The organism is Aestuariivirga sp. (assembly GCF_020252405.1).
Taxonomy (GTDB): domain Bacteria; phylum Pseudomonadota; class Alphaproteobacteria; order Rhizobiales; family Aestuariivirgaceae; genus Aestuariivirga.
Window position 1 is genome coordinate 1 of the sequence record NZ_JADCDA010000074.1, and the last position, 15,013, is coordinate 15,013.

The 15,013-nt window shown below is 62.8% G+C and carries 18 protein-coding genes; 4 read left to right on the top strand and 14 right to left on the bottom strand.

Features of this window, described 5'->3' with window-relative positions:
• Nucleotides 1-614 precede the first annotated feature (614 nt).
• The 5 genes from IOC69_RS11060 to purC all read right to left on the bottom strand — a co-directional run bounded on the left by IOC69_RS11060 (nt 615) and on the right by purC (nt 3,662).
• Nucleotides 615-1,127 carry a hypothetical protein gene (locus IOC69_RS11060; protein ID WP_290543609.1) on the bottom strand — a complete coding sequence of 171 codons (513 nt, stop codon included), beginning with the start codon at nt 1,125-1,127 and terminating at the stop codon, nt 615-617.
• Nucleotides 1,124-1,909 (bottom strand): TIGR04255 family protein, encoded by a 786-nt coding sequence (locus tag IOC69_RS11065; protein ID WP_290543610.1) that lies wholly within the window; start codon nt 1,907-1,909, stop codon nt 1,124-1,126. Before IOC69_RS11065 ends, IOC69_RS11060 begins: the two co-directional genes overlap by 4 nt.
• 67 nt (nt 1,910-1,976) lie before the next feature.
• Nucleotides 1,977-2,639 carry a phosphoribosylformylglycinamidine synthase subunit PurQ gene (gene purQ / locus IOC69_RS11070; RefSeq protein ID WP_290543611.1) on the bottom strand — a complete coding sequence of 221 codons (663 nt, stop codon included), beginning with the start codon at nt 2,637-2,639 and terminating at the stop codon, nt 1,977-1,979.
• A 4-nt stretch (nt 2,640-2,643) separates the two neighbouring features.
• Complete coding sequence (gene purS, locus IOC69_RS11075) at nt 2,644-2,886, bottom strand: phosphoribosylformylglycinamidine synthase subunit PurS (RefSeq protein WP_290543637.1); 243 nt, start codon at nt 2,884-2,886, stop codon at nt 2,644-2,646.
• The gene (gene purC / locus IOC69_RS11080; RefSeq protein WP_290543612.1) at nt 2,883-3,662 is read right to left on the bottom strand and encodes a phosphoribosylaminoimidazolesuccinocarboxamide synthase; all 780 of its coding nucleotides are present in this window, start codon (nt 3,660-3,662) and stop codon (nt 2,883-2,885) included. Before purC ends, purS begins: the two co-directional genes overlap by 4 nt.
• A gap of 230 nt (nt 3,663-3,892) precedes the next feature.
• On the opposite strand from purC, the gene IOC69_RS11085 reads away from it, so the two are divergent.
• The 4 genes from IOC69_RS11085 to IOC69_RS11100 are packed head-to-tail and all read left to right on the top strand — an operon-like array spanning nt 3,893 to nt 6,780.
• Entirely contained in the window at nt 3,893-4,216 is a 324-nt protein-coding gene (locus IOC69_RS11085) for a DUF1476 domain-containing protein (protein ID WP_290543613.1), read from the top strand.
• On the top strand, nt 4,217-4,990 hold the full coding sequence (locus IOC69_RS11090) for an aldolase/citrate lyase family protein (protein ID WP_290543614.1): 774 nt from the start codon (nt 4,217-4,219) through the stop codon (nt 4,988-4,990). It abuts the gene before it with no gap.
• Between the two features lie 33 nt (nt 4,991-5,023).
• Nucleotides 5,024-6,271: a hypothetical protein gene (locus tag IOC69_RS11095; protein ID WP_290543615.1), complete on the top strand. Its 1,248-nt coding sequence runs from the start codon at nt 5,024-5,026 to the stop codon at nt 6,269-6,271.
• A gap of 47 nt (nt 6,272-6,318) precedes the next feature.
• A complete protein-coding gene (locus IOC69_RS11100) occupies nt 6,319-6,780 on the top strand; it encodes a L,D-transpeptidase (RefSeq protein WP_290543616.1) in 462 nt (153 codons plus the stop codon).
• On the opposite strand, the gene purB is transcribed toward IOC69_RS11100, so the two are convergent.
• The 9 genes from purB to livM all read right to left on the bottom strand — a co-directional run bounded on the left by purB (nt 6,781) and on the right by livM (nt 15,013).
• On the bottom strand, nt 6,781-8,088 hold the full coding sequence (gene purB, locus IOC69_RS11105) for an adenylosuccinate lyase (protein WP_290543617.1): 1,308 nt from the start codon (nt 8,086-8,088) through the stop codon (nt 6,781-6,783).
• Nucleotides 8,089-8,152: 64 nt separating this feature from the next.
• Nucleotides 8,153-8,896 (bottom strand): DUF2259 domain-containing protein, encoded by a 744-nt coding sequence (locus tag IOC69_RS11110; protein WP_290543618.1) that lies wholly within the window; start codon nt 8,894-8,896, stop codon nt 8,153-8,155.
• A 3-nt stretch (nt 8,897-8,899) separates the two neighbouring features.
• Nucleotides 8,900-9,136, bottom strand: a complete 237-nt coding sequence (locus tag IOC69_RS11115) for an Lrp/AsnC ligand binding domain-containing protein (RefSeq protein WP_290543619.1) — start codon at nt 9,134-9,136, stop codon at nt 8,900-8,902.
• A gap of 12 nt (nt 9,137-9,148) precedes the next feature.
• A complete protein-coding gene (locus tag IOC69_RS11120) occupies nt 9,149-10,294 on the bottom strand; it encodes a branched-chain amino acid ABC transporter substrate-binding protein (RefSeq protein ID WP_290543620.1) in 1,146 nt (381 codons plus the stop codon).
• A gap of 135 nt (nt 10,295-10,429) precedes the next feature.
• On the bottom strand, nt 10,430-11,545 hold the full coding sequence (locus IOC69_RS11125; protein ID WP_290543621.1) for a branched-chain amino acid ABC transporter substrate-binding protein: 1,116 nt from the start codon (nt 11,543-11,545) through the stop codon (nt 10,430-10,432).
• Nucleotides 11,546-11,677: 132 nt separating this feature from the next.
• Nucleotides 11,678-12,022, bottom strand: a complete 345-nt coding sequence (locus IOC69_RS11130) for a DUF6867 family protein (protein WP_290543622.1) — start codon at nt 12,020-12,022, stop codon at nt 11,678-11,680.
• A 3-nt stretch (nt 12,023-12,025) separates the two neighbouring features.
• On the bottom strand, nt 12,026-12,748 hold the full coding sequence (locus IOC69_RS11135) for an ABC transporter ATP-binding protein (RefSeq protein ID WP_290543623.1): 723 nt from the start codon (nt 12,746-12,748) through the stop codon (nt 12,026-12,028).
• Entirely contained in the window at nt 12,745-13,617 is an 873-nt protein-coding gene (locus IOC69_RS11140; RefSeq protein ID WP_290543624.1) for an ABC transporter ATP-binding protein, read from the bottom strand. Before IOC69_RS11140 ends, IOC69_RS11135 begins: the two co-directional genes overlap by 4 nt.
• Before the next feature lies 1 nt (nt 13,618).
• Nucleotides 13,619-15,013, bottom strand: coding sequence for a high-affinity branched-chain amino acid ABC transporter permease LivM (gene livM, locus IOC69_RS11145; RefSeq protein WP_290543625.1), 1,395 nt, complete (start codon nt 15,011-15,013; stop codon nt 13,619-13,621).

Below are 15,013 nucleotides of genomic sequence, written 5' to 3' on the forward strand. Positions count from 1 at the left end.
CTACCACGTCCATTACCGCCACCAACGCATCGCCAGCTTCGATCTCGCAAAGCCAACCCAACAATGCTAAAACCGTTACCTATGTCCCCGAACACCCGTTACCTATCTCCCCGGTCTGTACACCCACGAGGGGGAGGGAAATCCTAATGGAGTCAATTGACCGCCCGCCGCTTTAAGGTCATCGCGATCAGGTGATTGACGACCGCTCCTTTGCGGGCAGTTTCCGAATAACTGCGGCCTTCGCCAAAGCGGCCCGCTTCGACTTATTGTTTCCCAACTTCCAAATTGCACAGTGATGGGGATTGTCGACCCGTGGATCCCAACCCACCAATAGCTCCTGATCTCTTGCAGCTCCCGTCTCCAAGGTGGCCACACCGTATGCATTGTTTATTGCACGGTATGGCAAAGACAAACCCGACGCCAACATGGACTTTTCAAGGTCTACAGAAACGCTGCTGCGCGGATGAGTGCGTGGTGTGGATGGTGAGAAAGCGGCGCTAGAAAGTCTCCAAGTTCCATCCTCAAAATGAAGATGTTTGTTCAGCTGTAAGTATCGAACTAGCAAATCCTCTGAAGATATCTCCTCGTGATTGTGAGGAATTGTCCCGTCTGCATCATGCGGCGGCGGAAGCATTCGCTTCTGGTTCCTCCCAACTCAATGTTCTCCTTAGAAGATCACTTAGCAAGCCGTATTCATAATCAAAGGACTGTTCGAGCACCTTGTTTTCTAAGTTGTTCACGAATAGGACTTTCACACGATAAGGAGCCTCGATTTCAATTTCCAACTCGCACTGCCTGTTGAACCACTCGAACTGCAGTCCTCCATAGTTCGTAGGCGATAACTTGGGGGCGCGGGCTCCCTTAGGAAGAATGAAATTCAGAAGTTTGAGCCCGAACATGGCAGAGTCGAGGTCTATTGGTCTAGCGTCAAACCCATCCCAACCCTCCCGCAGCTCCAACAAAAATCTCAAACGGTCAGTAGTTTCGTCTTCCCAATCAGGCTTCTCGACCAACACGCTGCTTGCATTGGTTGCAGCAGGGGATGGTGCTCCGAAAGCACGGCCTCCGCCCGTACTTGCCGCGCCATTGCGTGAAAACAGATTTATAACAGCAGAAGGCATGTTCAACCTCGCCACTTCTGTTGGGCTTCGTCGCTGGTGATTTCCTGAAATGTAGTCACTGCCTTCTCGTGCGCAAGGGCGAGACCGTGAACATGTTGTCTTTCGGCAGCGGTGGGTCTCACTCTGCAAGTGATCTCGAGGTTAACGCCCTGTGCGCCTGTATTGCTTGAGATAGGAGAGACATTTACATATAATCTACCGATTGGAGTTCCGCCATCCAGACTTACTAAGTATCTGGCGGCAATACTCGCTGTTTCCATCTCTAAACTGGCGGAGTGTGATGGTGCCAGCGTCAGCCAATCCCTGACTGCGTCCGAAAACTTTTCTCCAGATTCGAAGAACCACTGATTGATGTAGGTTACTTCGCACATGTTCACTTCACACTGGTCCATGTGAAGCTCTACGAAGAAACCGTCCAAGAGCTCAAACAATCTGTCGAATTCTTGTGAAAGTGCTTCAAAACGAGGATAAACGTCGTTGGTTGTTAACCGTCGCCAATTGAGGGCGAGCCGATCCTTTTGAAGTTGGACTAGGCTGGACCCGTCATTTGTCAGAAACCAATGTCTATTGCCAGAGAACCCAGCATGGAACTGGATTGTTGACATTTGGTTTGTGCCAAAAACTTCATCAATTGGACCAAGGCGGGGATGTTCTTGAGCAACAGCGTAAGGAGCCTTGATGCGTTCCCAAAAAAGCCCAGCATGTGCTCCAACAAAATTGGGCTTCTGTCTGAACTGCACAGACAGGGCGACCTCAATGAGAGGCGGCTTCTCAAAAACCGGGCTCACAAAACGACAGTCTTCCATTTGTGGTTGAGGTTACCGAACGGCATCGATTCTTGCAAGTCTCCTGACATTACGCCGCCAGCAGGCTCTCGAACAGCGGGCGGCAGTCCGTCCGTCCGTGCAGCGGTTCGATCATGTTCTCCGGATGCGGCATCATGCCGATCACCGTGCCGGACCCGTTCATGATCCCGGCAATGTCATTGAGCGCGCCATTGGGGTTGGTGCCCTCCGCATAGCGGAACACCACGCGGTTTTCGGCTTCGAGCATCTTCAAGGTCTCGGCGTCGCAGATGTAATTGCCCTCGCCGTGGGCGACGGGGCAGGAGACCACGGCACCCTTTTCCATCCGGTTGGTGAAGAAGGTCCCATTGTTCTCCACCTTCAGCTTCACCTGCCGGCAGACGAAGCGCAGGTTCTTGTTGCGCGCCAGCACGCCGGGCAGCAGGCCCGCCTCGGTGAGGATCTGGAAGCCGTTGCAGACGCCCAGAACCTTCAGGCCCTTTGCGGCCCTGGCCTTGATGTCCTGCATGATGGGCGCGCGCGCGGCAATGGCCCCGCAGCGAAGATAATCGCCATAGGAAAATCCGCCGGGCACGACGACGAGGTCGACCCTGGGAAGCTCCGTCTCGGCATGCCAGACGGAGACCGGCTTCGCGCCCGTCACACTCTCAAGCGCCAGCATCATGTCGCGTTCGCGGTTGATGCCGGGGAAGACGACGACGGCGGATTTCATGGGGTCACGCCAGCTCTATCTCGTAGTTCTCGATCACGGTGTTGGCGATGAGCTTCTCGCACATGGCCTTGACCTGTTCAGCCGCCCTGGCGCGGTCGGTCTCGGCCAGTTCGATCTCGAAATACTTGCCCTGGCGCACCTCGCCGACGCCGCCGAAGCCCAGGTGGCCGAGCGCCCCCGCGATGGCCTTGCCCTGGGGGTCCAGCACGCCGGTCTTGAGGGTGACCCTGATCTTCGCCTTCATCAGTGCAAATCCGTTTTCACCAGCTTGGGCTTGGAGCGTTCGGGCTTCTCGCCCTCGGCGATGATGCCGAGGCGGCGGGCCACTTCCTGATAGGCCTCGACGAGGCCGCCCAGGTCACGGCGGAAGCGGTCCTTGTCCAGCTTGTCCTGGGTCTTGATGTCCCACAAACGGCAGGAATCGGGGCTGATCTCGTCAGCCAGCACGATCCGCATCATGTCGTTCTCGTAGAGCCTGCCGAACTCGATCTTGAAATCGACGAGCTTGATGCCGATGCCAAGGAACAGGCCGGACATAAAGTCGTTGATGCGGATCGCCATGTGCATCATGTCATCGATCTCCTGGGGGCTGGCCCAGTTGAACGCGGTGATGTGCTCCTCGGAGACCATCGGGTCGCCGAGCTGGTCGTTCTTGTAGTAGAACTCGATGATGGAGCGCGGCAGCGGCGTGCCTTCCTCGATGCCAAGGCGCTTGGCCAGGGAACCGGCGGCGACGTTGCGCACGACCACCTCGAGCGGTACGATTTCGACTTCGCGGACGAGCTGCTCGCGCATGTTGAGCGAGCGCAGGAAATGGGTGGGGATGCCGAGTTCGTTGATGCGGCTGAAGATGAACTCGCAAATGCGCTGGTTCAACACACCCTTGCCCTCGATCACCGCCTTCTTCTGGGCGTTGAAGGCCGTGGCGTCATCCTTGAAGTGGACGATGATGGTGCCGGGTTCGGGGCCTTCATAGAGGATCTTGGCCTTGCCCTCATAAATCCGGGTGCGCCTGCTGTTCATCTGAAATATCCTCATCAAATCCCTGGTTCACCCTCCAGAGCTTTAGCCCCGGACGGCGGTTTTCGCCAGTTTTGTTCACGATTCGGGGCGCAATTTCCCCAATCCTGTCCGGCACCCTTAACCCAGAGTGGTGCGCTGCACAACGGACTTTGCCCTTTCGGTTTCCGGGCGGTTGATTTGGCGGGGAGCAGTGGTTATTTCAAGCCTTCGACAGTCAATGGGAGCGCAACATGACCACCTTCGACGACCGCAAAGACGCCTTCGAGAGGAAGTTTGCCCTCGACGAGGAGGTTCTGTTCAAGGCCAATGCGCGGCGCAACCGGCTCCTGGGCCTGTGGGCGGCGGAAAAGCTGGGTCTTTCGGGTACGGACTCGGATACCTACGCAAAGTCAGTCGTCATGGCCGATTTTGCCGAGGCGGGCGATGAGGATGTGTTCCGCAAGGTGCGCGACGATTTCAAGGACAAGGGCCTGGCCGTGAGCGACCAGGACATCCGCGGCGCGATGGATGCGCTGATGGCCAAGGCCGTGCAACAGATCAAGGCTGGCGCCTAGGTGGCCGCTGCCCATTTCGACCTCAGGTCGCGGCTCGCCTCCGGCGGGCCGTTTCTGTTCAGCTGGATGACGGCGCCTTCCGCCGCGCTGGCGGGACAGGTGGCAAGGTTGCCCTTCGACGGCGTCTGCCTCGACATGCAGCACGGCATGATCGGCTTTCCGGATGCGGTGGGCATGATTGCCGCCATCAATGCCGCCGGCCGCCCGGCCCTCGTGCGCTCGCTGTGGAACGACGCCGCCACGCCGGGGCAATGCTTCGATGCGGGGGCGAGCTGCGTCATCGCCCCGATGGTCAACACCCGCGCCCAGGCCGAGCTGCTGGTGCGCGCCGCCAAATACCCGCCCATGGGCTCGCGCAGCTGGGGCGGCTATACCGCGCAGCAGGCCGCCGGCCTGAGCCCCGCCGAATATCTGCGCGGGGCCAACCGCATGACCATGGTCTTCGCCATGATCGAAACCGTGGAGGCGCTGGAGAACGTGGAGGCGATTGCCGCCACGCCGGGCCTCGATGGCCTGTTCGTCGGCCCCTCCGACCTGTCGATTGCGCTGTCCAGTGGGGCGGGGATCGAGAAGACGGGCAAGCACACGCTGGCGGCGATGGCCAGGGTGGTGGCCGCCGCGAAGGCGAATGGCCTCGTGGCCGGGGCCTTCGGCGGCAATGCGGAGGTCATCAAGACCTATCTCGGACTGGGCTTCACCTTCCTGGCCGCGGCGGTGGAGGTGGAGCTGATGCAGAGGGGTGCGGCCGAGCTCAACAAGGCGCTGCAGGTTTGACGCAAGCGGCGTTCCGCGCCAAGGTGGGCAATCATGGATCAGCGTGCCTGCCTTATTCCCGGCGCTGAGGCGATCCTCGACCGCCTCATCGCGCTTGCCCTTTGCGCCGGCCCCGTCGCGGCCCAGACGGACAAGTATTTCACCAACACCAGCCGCATCGTTGCGGCGAACGGCGATTGCAAGGTCACCTTCGCGGTGTTCATGCGCCGCCGCGTGGTCGCGGCGCTGGAGCCGGCGATCCGGCTGATCCGCCATTTCGTGCCGGACGTGGAGATCCGGCGTTTTTGCGCGGAAGGCGACATCGTTCCCTCCGAATCGAAAATGCTGGAAATCACCGGCTCGATGCGGAAGCTCTCCGAGATCGAGACGCTGATGCTGCAGAAGATCGGCTTTCCCTGTGTGTCCGCCAACAATGCCTATGAGATGTGCCGGGCGATTCCGTCGGCGGCCTTCATGGACATGCATGCCCGCCACGGTTCGGGTGCGGAAATGAACATCCTCGCCGCCTATGGCGCGGCGGTCGGCTCCGCCGCGGCCCGCAAGGCCGACCCGGCGGTGAAGGGTTTCATCGGCTCCTCGCAGGACCTTACAGCGCCGTTTTTCGGGGCAAGCGGCGGCATGGGGACGATGCCGCACGCGCTGGTCGGCTACACCGGCGGCGACGTGCTGCAGGCGATGCGGATGTTCGCGACAACGCTGCCGGAGATGAAGAACCTCACGGCGCTTGTCGACTATACGGGCCAGGAGGTGACGGACTCGATCCGCTGTGCGCGCTGGTTCTATGACGAGGCGAAGCTCGACCGGCAGGCCAGGAGTTTCGGCGTGAGGCTCGACACCCATGGCGGCCGCTTCGCCGAGGGACTGGACTACGAGAAGTCGGTCGACACGGTGGGCCAGTGGCTGGGGGTTCAGGGCGAATACAACATCGTCGAGCAGGTGCTGGGGGGCAGGGCCTTCCAGCTCGACCCCAACAACATCCTCGTCGACAAGGTGCGCCGCATTCTGTTCGGCAAGGGGGTGTCGGCGGCGGCCATCATCCATGTGCGCCGCGCGCTGGACGGCGCGGGGTACGGCCAGGCCGTCATTGTCGGCTCCTCCGGCTTCGACCCGCAGAAATGCCAGATCATGGGCGCGGCGCGGGCGCCCCTGGACATGGTCGGAACGGGAAGCTTCCTGCCGGCCACGCTCACCGAAACCTATGCCACCGCGGACATCATCCGCTATGACGGCGTGCGCCGGGTGAAGACCGGCCGGGAGTTTCTGCACCAGGATGGCGGCTGACTGCGCTGATCCGGCGATCCGGGTTGCAACAGGCGGGAGACGGAGTGATGAAGAAGCTGGTTGCCCTGATGACGGGGCTTGTCGCGCTTGTGCTGTCCATGTCGCTGAACGTGGATGCGGTGCAGGCCGTCACCACGGCGAAGCCGCCGCCGGACATCGAAATTCGCATCGACATTTCGGACCAGACCATGACGGTGGACGTCGATGGCTGGGCATACGGGCGCTGGAGAGTGTCAACCGCGCGGAAGGGCTACCACACGCCCGCCGGCAGTTGGCGGCCGTTCATGCTGAAAGAGATGCACTACTCGCGGAAATACGACAATTCGCCGATGCCCTATTCGATCTTCTTCCTCGGCGGCTATGCCATTCACGCCACCAATGACACGCGGCTGCTTGGCCGGCCGGCCTCGCATGGCTGCGTGCGGCTGCATCCGCGGCATGCCGCGAAGCTTTATGCGCTGGTGAAAAAGCACGGGCTCCGGGCCACGCGCATCACGATCGTCAACTGATCACGCCGCGCCGAAAACCCGGCGGAAGATCGTGTCCACATGCCTGGTGTGGTGGCGCAGGTCGAACAGGCTTTCGAGTTCGCCGGGAGAGAGCAGGGCGGAGACGTCCTGGTCCTTCCTGAGCAGGTCGAGGAAGTTTCCCTCGCCGCGCCACACGGGCATGGCGTTGCGCTGGACGGCGGCATAGGCCTCCTCGCGGCTCATGCCCTTCTGGGTGAGCGCCAGCAGCACGCGCTGCGAATGGACGAGGCCGCCGAGGCGGTCGAGATTGCGCTGCATGTTCTCCGGATAGACCAGCAGCCTGTCGATCACGCCGGTCAGACGCTTCAGCGCGAAGTCGAGGTGGATCGTCGCATCGGGGCCGATGCCGCGCTCGACGGAGGAATGCGAGATGTCGCGCTCGTGCCACAGCGCCACGTTCTCGAGCGCCGGGATGACGGCGGAGCGGACGAGCCGGGCGAGGCCGGTGAGGTTTTCCGTCAGCACCGGATTGCGCTTGTGCGGCATGGCCGAGGAGCCCTTTTGGCCCGCTGAGAAATATTCCTCGGCCTCCAGCACCTCGGTGCGCTGCAGATGGCGGATTTCGGTGGCGAGCCGCTCGATCGACGAGGCGACCACGGCAAGGGCCGCGAAATACATGGCATGCCGGTCCCGCGGTATGACCTGGGTCGAAACCGGTTCGGGTGTGAGGCCCATCTTCTCCGCCACATATTCCTCCACCCGCGGGTCGATGTTGGCGAAGGTGCCAACAGCACCCGAAATGGCGCAGGTGGCGATTTCCTTCCTGGCCATGACGAGGCGCCCGCGGGCGCGCTGGAACTCCGCATGGGCCTGGGCCAGCTTGATGCCGAAGGTGGTGGGCTCGGCATGGATGCCGTGGCTCCGCCCGATGCACACTGTGTTCTTGTGCTCGAAGGCGCGGCGCTTCAAGGCTTCGAGCAGGCCGTCCACGTCCCCGATCAGCAGGTCGGCGGCGCGGGCGAGCTGCACGTTGAGGCAGGTGTCGAGCACGTCCGACGACGTCATGCCCTGGTGCACGAAGCGCGCCTCGGGGCCGACGATTTCGGCGAGGTGGGTGAGGAAGGCGATCACGTCATGCCGGGTGACGGCCTCGATCTCGTCGATGCGGGCCACGTCGAATGTGGCGTCCTTGCCCTTCTCCCAGATCCGGGCCGCGGCCTGCTTCGGCACGACGCCCAATTCCGCAAGCGCATCAGCCGCATGGGCCTCAATCTCGAACCAGATCCTGAAGCGGGTCTGAGGCTCCCAGATATGGGCCATTTCGGGGCGGGTGTAGCGGGGGATCATGGCCAGGCTTCTCGGTTGGAATGGCGCCCGCTTAACAAATCGCGAGGTCCTGTGCGAGCGCGAATCAGTCGCTGATCGTAAACGGCACGGCGATGAAACGGTGGTTCAATCCCTCGAAGCCCGGGGCATAGACGCCGATCAGCGCCACCAGCCGGTCGGTGACCGGCATGCCGGTCTGCGCCACCACGGCGGCTACGTCATAGGCGGCGGGGCAGTTGCGGCTGTCGGGGATCGTCTTGTCCTCGTGGATGACGCGGCTGGCGCCGGTCTGAAGGTCCTTGAGGTTCACGCGCATGCCGTGGCTTTCGCCGTCGCCCGGCGGGCACTGGGCGGGGCGGGGGAGCGCTGTCTTCTCGACGGAGAGTTCGAAACGGACGCCAAGCTGGCTCTGCTGGCCCGAACGCGCGCCGAGGCTTTCATACCAGCGGTCGAAGGTCAGGCGTTCGCGCTCCGGCACCACTTCGGTCGATGGGTTGGCGGCAATCAGTTCGGCGGGCTGGGTGATGTCCAGTTCGTTGAGTGCAGGCGCCGCCGCGGCGCGGGCCTGGTCACGGGCGGCGGCGGGCCTGGCCTGTTCGCTTTCGATGAGGGCGCGGTAGGGTGAACCCTTCACCCATTCATTCGCCTTCAAATCGATGACAAAGACATCCCAATAGGGGAAGCCCGAGCCGTCCTGCACGCCATATTGCTCGAAGGCGAAATAGCGGCTGTCGGGCGAATAGCCGATGGGGTTGAAGGCGGCGCCATCCGCCGCAAGGGCCCGGCCGCAGCCGGCGGTGAGGAGAACGAGGAGGAGCAGTGCGCGCATGGCTCAGAATGCCTTGAAGGTGATGAGGGTGTAGGTGTCACGGATGCCCGGGATGGTCTGAATCCGGTGGGAGACGAACTGACCGACGTCGTCATCCTCCTTGAGGTAAAACTTCACCAACAGGTCCCAGCCCCCGGCGGTGGAATGGATTTCCGACGCAATTTCGGCATCGGCGATGGCGGTTGCCACGCCATAGGACTTGCCGAGTTCGCATTTGATCTGAACGAAGAAGGCGCGCATCGAAAGTCTCCGTCAGGGCGTTGTATCGAGAATGGGGGGCTCAAGCGTCCTGGGATCGACCTCGACATAGCGGCTGTCGATCCACTTGAACCAGGCGATGGAGGGGGTTCTCAGGTCCCCCTTGCTGTCGAAGCTGACGGGGCCCACCACCGTATCGAAACGGTTGCCGCCGCGCAGCCATTCGGCAAGGCGGGTGCTGTCGAGCGTGCCCGTCGCCTCAGCGGCGGCGGCCAATGCCTGCACCGCGGCATAGGCATAGAGCGTGAAGCCCTCGGGGTTCTGCTCCGCGTTGCGCAGGCGCTGCACCAGGCCTTGCGCCGCCGGGAATTTGCGGGCGTCATAGGTGAAGGTGGAAAGCGTGCCGCCGGCGGCGTCCTTTGCCTGGTTGCCATAGTCCTCGGTGACGAGACTGTCGCCTGAGACGATCTGCGCCGTCGATCCCGCGGCGCGCAGGGCCTGGGCGATGAGCCCGCCCTCGACATAGGAGCCGGAGAGATAGACGACGCCTGCGCCCGATTCCGCAATCTCCTTCGCCAGCGGGGCGAAGTCCTTGCCGCCGGCCTTGAAGCTCCGCTGCAGGGCGGGGGTCACGCCCTTCTGCCGCAGGGCGGCCGTGAAGCGGGCGGCGAGCGCCGCGAAGGCCGGCGCCTGGTCGCTGACGATGGCCACCTTGCGGCCGGCAAATTTATCGGCCACGAGGGCGGCCGCGGCAGCCGCCTGCGCATCGTCGCGCGGCACAAGCCGGACCACATTCCAGCCGCCCTCGTCGGTGAATTTGGGATTGGTGGAGGCCGGGCTGATCTGGAGGATGCCGGCTTTCTCATAAACCCCGGAGGCCGGGATGGAGGCGCCCGAGCAGTAATGCCCGATCACCGCCTTCACGCCCGCCGAGACGAAAGAGGTGGCCACATCAATGGCCTTGCGCGGGTCGCAGCCATCATCGGCGAACTGGACAGTGAGTTTTTCGCCGCGGATGCCGCCGGTGGCGTTGATGTCCTCGACGGCGGCCTCAACGCCGCGCCGCAACTGCTCGCCCAGGCCTGCATTGGGCCCGGAGAGCGGGGCCGCCGCGCCGATCAGGATATCGGCCAGCGCAGGCGTTGCGCTCAACAGCAGCGGCAGCAGCAGGAGGGGGAGGGTGAGACGGGCTGTGGTCATCATGGTCCTTCGGTTGACCGGAGTATCGGGTTTTCACCGCCAGCGCGCAAGAAAAGACCCGCGCACCGGGGCGCGCGGGTCTCCTGTCTCTCACCGGGGCCAGCCTTGTGGGCAGGCACGCGGATCAAGTGCGGCTTACTTCATGTCGGGAACTTCGGCGTAGTTGCCGTCCTTGAAGTTGTACCAGACGTAGACCGGGTTCATGATATCGCCCTTCTTGTCGAGGGTGATCGTGCCAAGAACGGTATTGGTCGGGTTGCCGGCGCGCAGCCACTCGGCGATCTTCTGGTTGTCGTTGGACTTCACCGCCTCGGCCGCCTGCTTGTACATCTGGAAGGCGGCATAGGTGTAGAGGGTGTAGCCCTCCGGGTCATAGCCAGCCTTCTTGAAGTCATCGACGATCGCCTTGGCTTCCGGAATGTTGCGGGGCTCAGGGGCGAAGGTGAAGAACATGTTCTGCGCAGCCGGACCGGCGATGGTCCACAGCTCGACGTTGTTCATCGAGTCGCCCGAGAACATCTTGGCGTTCAGGCCCTGTTCGCCCATCTGCTTCAGGATGAGGCCGGCTTCCGGATGATAGCCGCCGAAGTAGACGGCATCCACGCCGGCGTCCTTCAGCTTCGACACCAGGGCGGAATAGTCCTTCTCGCCGGCGTTGATCGACTCGTTCAGCGCTTCGGTGAGGCCAGCGGCGTTCAGCGCCTTGCGGGTTTCATCCGCGAGGCCCTTGCCGTAAGCCGACTTGTCGTCGACGATGGCAACCTTCTTGCCGGCGAAGGCCTTGGCGATATAGGCGCCGGCAACCTTGCCCTGGGCGTCGTCACGGCCGCAGACGCGGGCCACGTTCCAGCCACCCTCATCGGTGAGCTTGGGGTTGGTGGAAGCCGGGGTGATCATCAGGATGCCCTCTTCCTCGTAAACCTTCGAGGAGGGGATCGAGGAGCCCGAGCACAGGTGGCCGGCGACGAACTTCACGCCCTTCGAGGCCATCTGGTTGGCGACGTTCACGGCCTGCTTGGGGTCGCAGGCGTCGTCGCCGATCTCGAGGACCAGCTTCTCGCCGTTGACGCCGCCCGCCGCGTTGATGTCGGCAACCGCCTTCTTGGCGCCCTGGCTGTACTGCTCGCCGAGGGCGGCGAGCTGGCCCGAGATCGGGCCCACGGTCGCGACCGTGATGTCGGCCAGCGCCGAACCGGCGCTGAGGGCGGCGGCAAAGCCGATGGCGATGCCGGTCAAGAGGAATTTCTTCATTACTGTCTCCCTGATTGTGCTTAGGCGTTCTGTTGTCGTGGATCGTTCCACGCGAGGTGACGGACCACGGGCCGTCATCTTAGGCGCCATATTTGCGCAAACACGGCGCCTTGGAAAGGGGGTAAATGATTGTTAACCTTTGGTCTTCCAGTCCAGCAGGCCGGTGGCCTCATATTGCCAGGGGTATTGCCGCACCATCTTTCTGGCAATCGTCATCCGGTAGCCCAGCATGCAGAAGGCGAGCAGGATGACGAAATCGACCAGAAAATAATGGAGCGAGGCCAGCTCCTCGCCGAACAGCGCGAAATGCAGGAAGCGCAGGCCCATGGTCAGCGGCAACATGGCGAGGATGGGCATCCAGACCGGACGCCACTTCATCGCCAGGCCGCGGCCGGCCAGGAACGCCGCCCCGCCGCCGCCGATGAGCGTGAGGATGATGAAGATCCAGATATTCTGTTCGCCGATGATCCACAGCATGGCTCAGTGACCTCCCTCGAGATAGGCGGCGCGCACTTCGGGCTTCGCCAGCAGTTCCTTGCCCGTTCCCGACATGGTGATATTTCCGTTGACCATCACATAGCCGCGGTGGGCGAGCTTCAGCGCGTGGAAGGCATTCTGCTCGACCAGGAACACGGTCAGTCCCTCGCTGCGGTTCAGTTCCCTGATCGCCTCGAAGATCTGCTTGACGATGAGGGGCGCGAGGCCCAGCGACGGCTCGTCGAGCAGCAGCAGCCGCGGGCGTGCCATCAGCGCGCGGGCGATGGCCAGCATCTGCTGCTCGCCGCCCGACAGCGTGCCGCCGCGCTGGCCCTGGCGCTTCTCCAGGATGGGGAACATCTTGAAGGCCCGTGCCAGATCATCCTCGAAATACGTCGGATCGCTGACGGTGGCGCCCATCTGCAGGTTCTCCAGCACCGTCATGCGCGGAAAGATGCGGCGGCCTTCGGGCGATTGCGAAATGCCAAGCCGGGCGATCCTGTGCACGGCCATCTTGGTGATGTCCCTGCCGTCGAAGGCGATCAAACCGGCGCGGGCGCGCGGCGTGCCGCAGATGGTCATCATCAGCGTCGACTTGCCCGCGCCGTTGGAGCCGATGAGGGTGACGATCTCGCCGGCATTGACGTCCATGTCGATGCCCTTCAGCGCCTGGATCTTTCCGTAAAAGGTCTGCACGCCCCGGACCTTGAGAAGCGGTTCGGTCATGCCTGGCCTCCCAGGGCTTCGGCAACCGCCCTGGCGGCCAGAGCGTCCCTTTCTTCTTCCTCCTCGTCCACGCCGAGGTAAGCGCGGATCACCGCCGGATCGGTCTTCACGTGCTGGGGCGTGCCGTCCGAAATCTTCTGGCCGTAGTCGAGCACCACGATGTGGTCGGAAATGCCCATGACCACGCTCATGTCATGCTCGATCAGGAGGATCGAGACGTCGTTCTCGGACCTAATGGCGCGCAGCAGCTTGTTGAGTTCCTCCGATTCGCGCGGGTTGAGGCCCGCCGCCGGCTCGTCGAGGCAGAGCAGGCGCGGATCGGTGCACATGGCGCGCGCGATTTCCAGGCGGCGCTGGTCGCCATAGGGCAGGTCGCCCGCCGGGTCATCCGCCCGGTCGATGAGGCGCACCTTCTCGAGCCAGGACTTGGCGAGGTCGATCGCCGCCTTTTCGGCGCGGCGGTAGCGGCCGCTGCCCAGCACGCCGGCGATGGTGTAGCCCGACGCCAGCATCAGCTTGTTGTGCTGGGCCACCATCAGGTTTTCCAGAACCGTCATGCCGGAGAACAGCCGGATGTTCTGGAAGGTGCGGGCCACCCTCGCGTGCTGCGCAATCCTGAAGTCGTCCATGCGCTCGAGCAGGAATTCCGTCCCGTCTGCGTGGCGAAGCGCAATCTTGCCCTCCGTCGGCTTGTAGAAGCCGGTGATGCAGTTGAACACCGTGGTCTTGCCCGCGCCATTGGGGCCGATCAGCGCGGTGATCTCGTTGGGGTAAGCCTCGAAGGACAGGTCCGAAACGGCGGTGAGGCCGCCGAAACGCATCGTCACGTGCTCGGCGGAAAGCACCGGGGTCTTTTTCGCGGTTGCCATGTCAGCCGTGTCCTTCCTTCACGAGATCGCCCGAAACGGCCTTGCGCTGCTTGAGGAAAACCGTGGGCTGCCGGCGTGTCACGAAGCCTCTCGGCCTGAAGCGCATCATCAGCACCATGGCGAGGCCGACGGCCAGCATGCGGAAGTGCACGGGGTCGGTGCCCTCGGGCAGATAGTTATCGAACACCGACAATTCGCGGAACAGCTCGAAGGAGCCCATGATGGCGATCGCCGCGAAGACGATGCCGATCTGCGAACCCAGCCCCCCCAGCACCACGATGGCGAGGATGATGGCGCTCTCGATGAACACGAAGCTTTCAGGGCTGACGAAGCCCTGGCGGGTGGCGAAGAAGCAGCCCGCGAAGCCGCCGAACATGGCGCCGATGGCGAAGGCCGTGAGCTTGGTGTTGGTGGTGTTGATGCCCAGCGACCGGCAGGCGATCTCGTCCTCGCGCAGCGCCTCCCAGGCGCGCCCGATGGGCAGCCGGCGCAGGCGGTTGGTGACGAAATAGGTCAAAAGCGCCAGAAGCAGGATCACGTAATAGAGGAAGATATAATAGTAAATGCGGTCGTGCTGGATGCCGAAGAAATCGGCGAAGCCGCCGGGGCCTGCCTTGAAGGGCAGGCCGAAGAAGGTGGCCTTCGGCACCTCGATGCCCTGCGGGCCGTTGGTGAAGCTGAACCAGTTGATCAGCACCAGGCGGATGATCTCGCCGAAGGCCAGCGTCACGATGGCGAGATAATCGCCCCTCAGCCGCAGCACCGGGAAGCCCAGGATCACGCCCCACAACGCCGCCAGCAGGCCGGCCACCGGCAGGGTGATATAGAAGGCCCACGGCACAATGCCGTCGCCGAACCAGTAGGGGAAATAGACGGTCGACAGCAGGGCATAGGCATAGGCGCCAACCGCGTAGAAGGCGACATAGCCAAGATCGAGGAGGCCTGCGAGGCCCACCACGATGTTCAGTCCCCAGGCCAGCATGATGTAGGTCAGGATGTAGATGCCAAGGTCGATGGGGCGGCGTTCGAAGTGGAAGATGAAGGGCAGCGCCACCGCGAAGGCGACCAGCACCGGAAACACCCAGGGCCCGATCTGCTCCGACAGCGTCGCCTTGGCGGGCGTTGCGGGCCTGGCCGCGGCGGCAACGGGTGAGGGGGCCCGGTTCCACACGAAAAGGTGCATCGCCAGCCGGGTGGCGAGCAGCAGGGCGAGGATGATGAAGACCAGCGTCCACCGTGGCTCAATCTCGAGCGAATACTGGGTGATCTTTGATTTCCAGGCGACGATCGGCCACATGATCAGCATGGCGACGATGGCCGTGCCGATCATGTCCTTGCCGATGGCCCACCAGTCATGGCCCTGGGCTTTGGGCGCGGAGACGTCTTGCACCGGCAT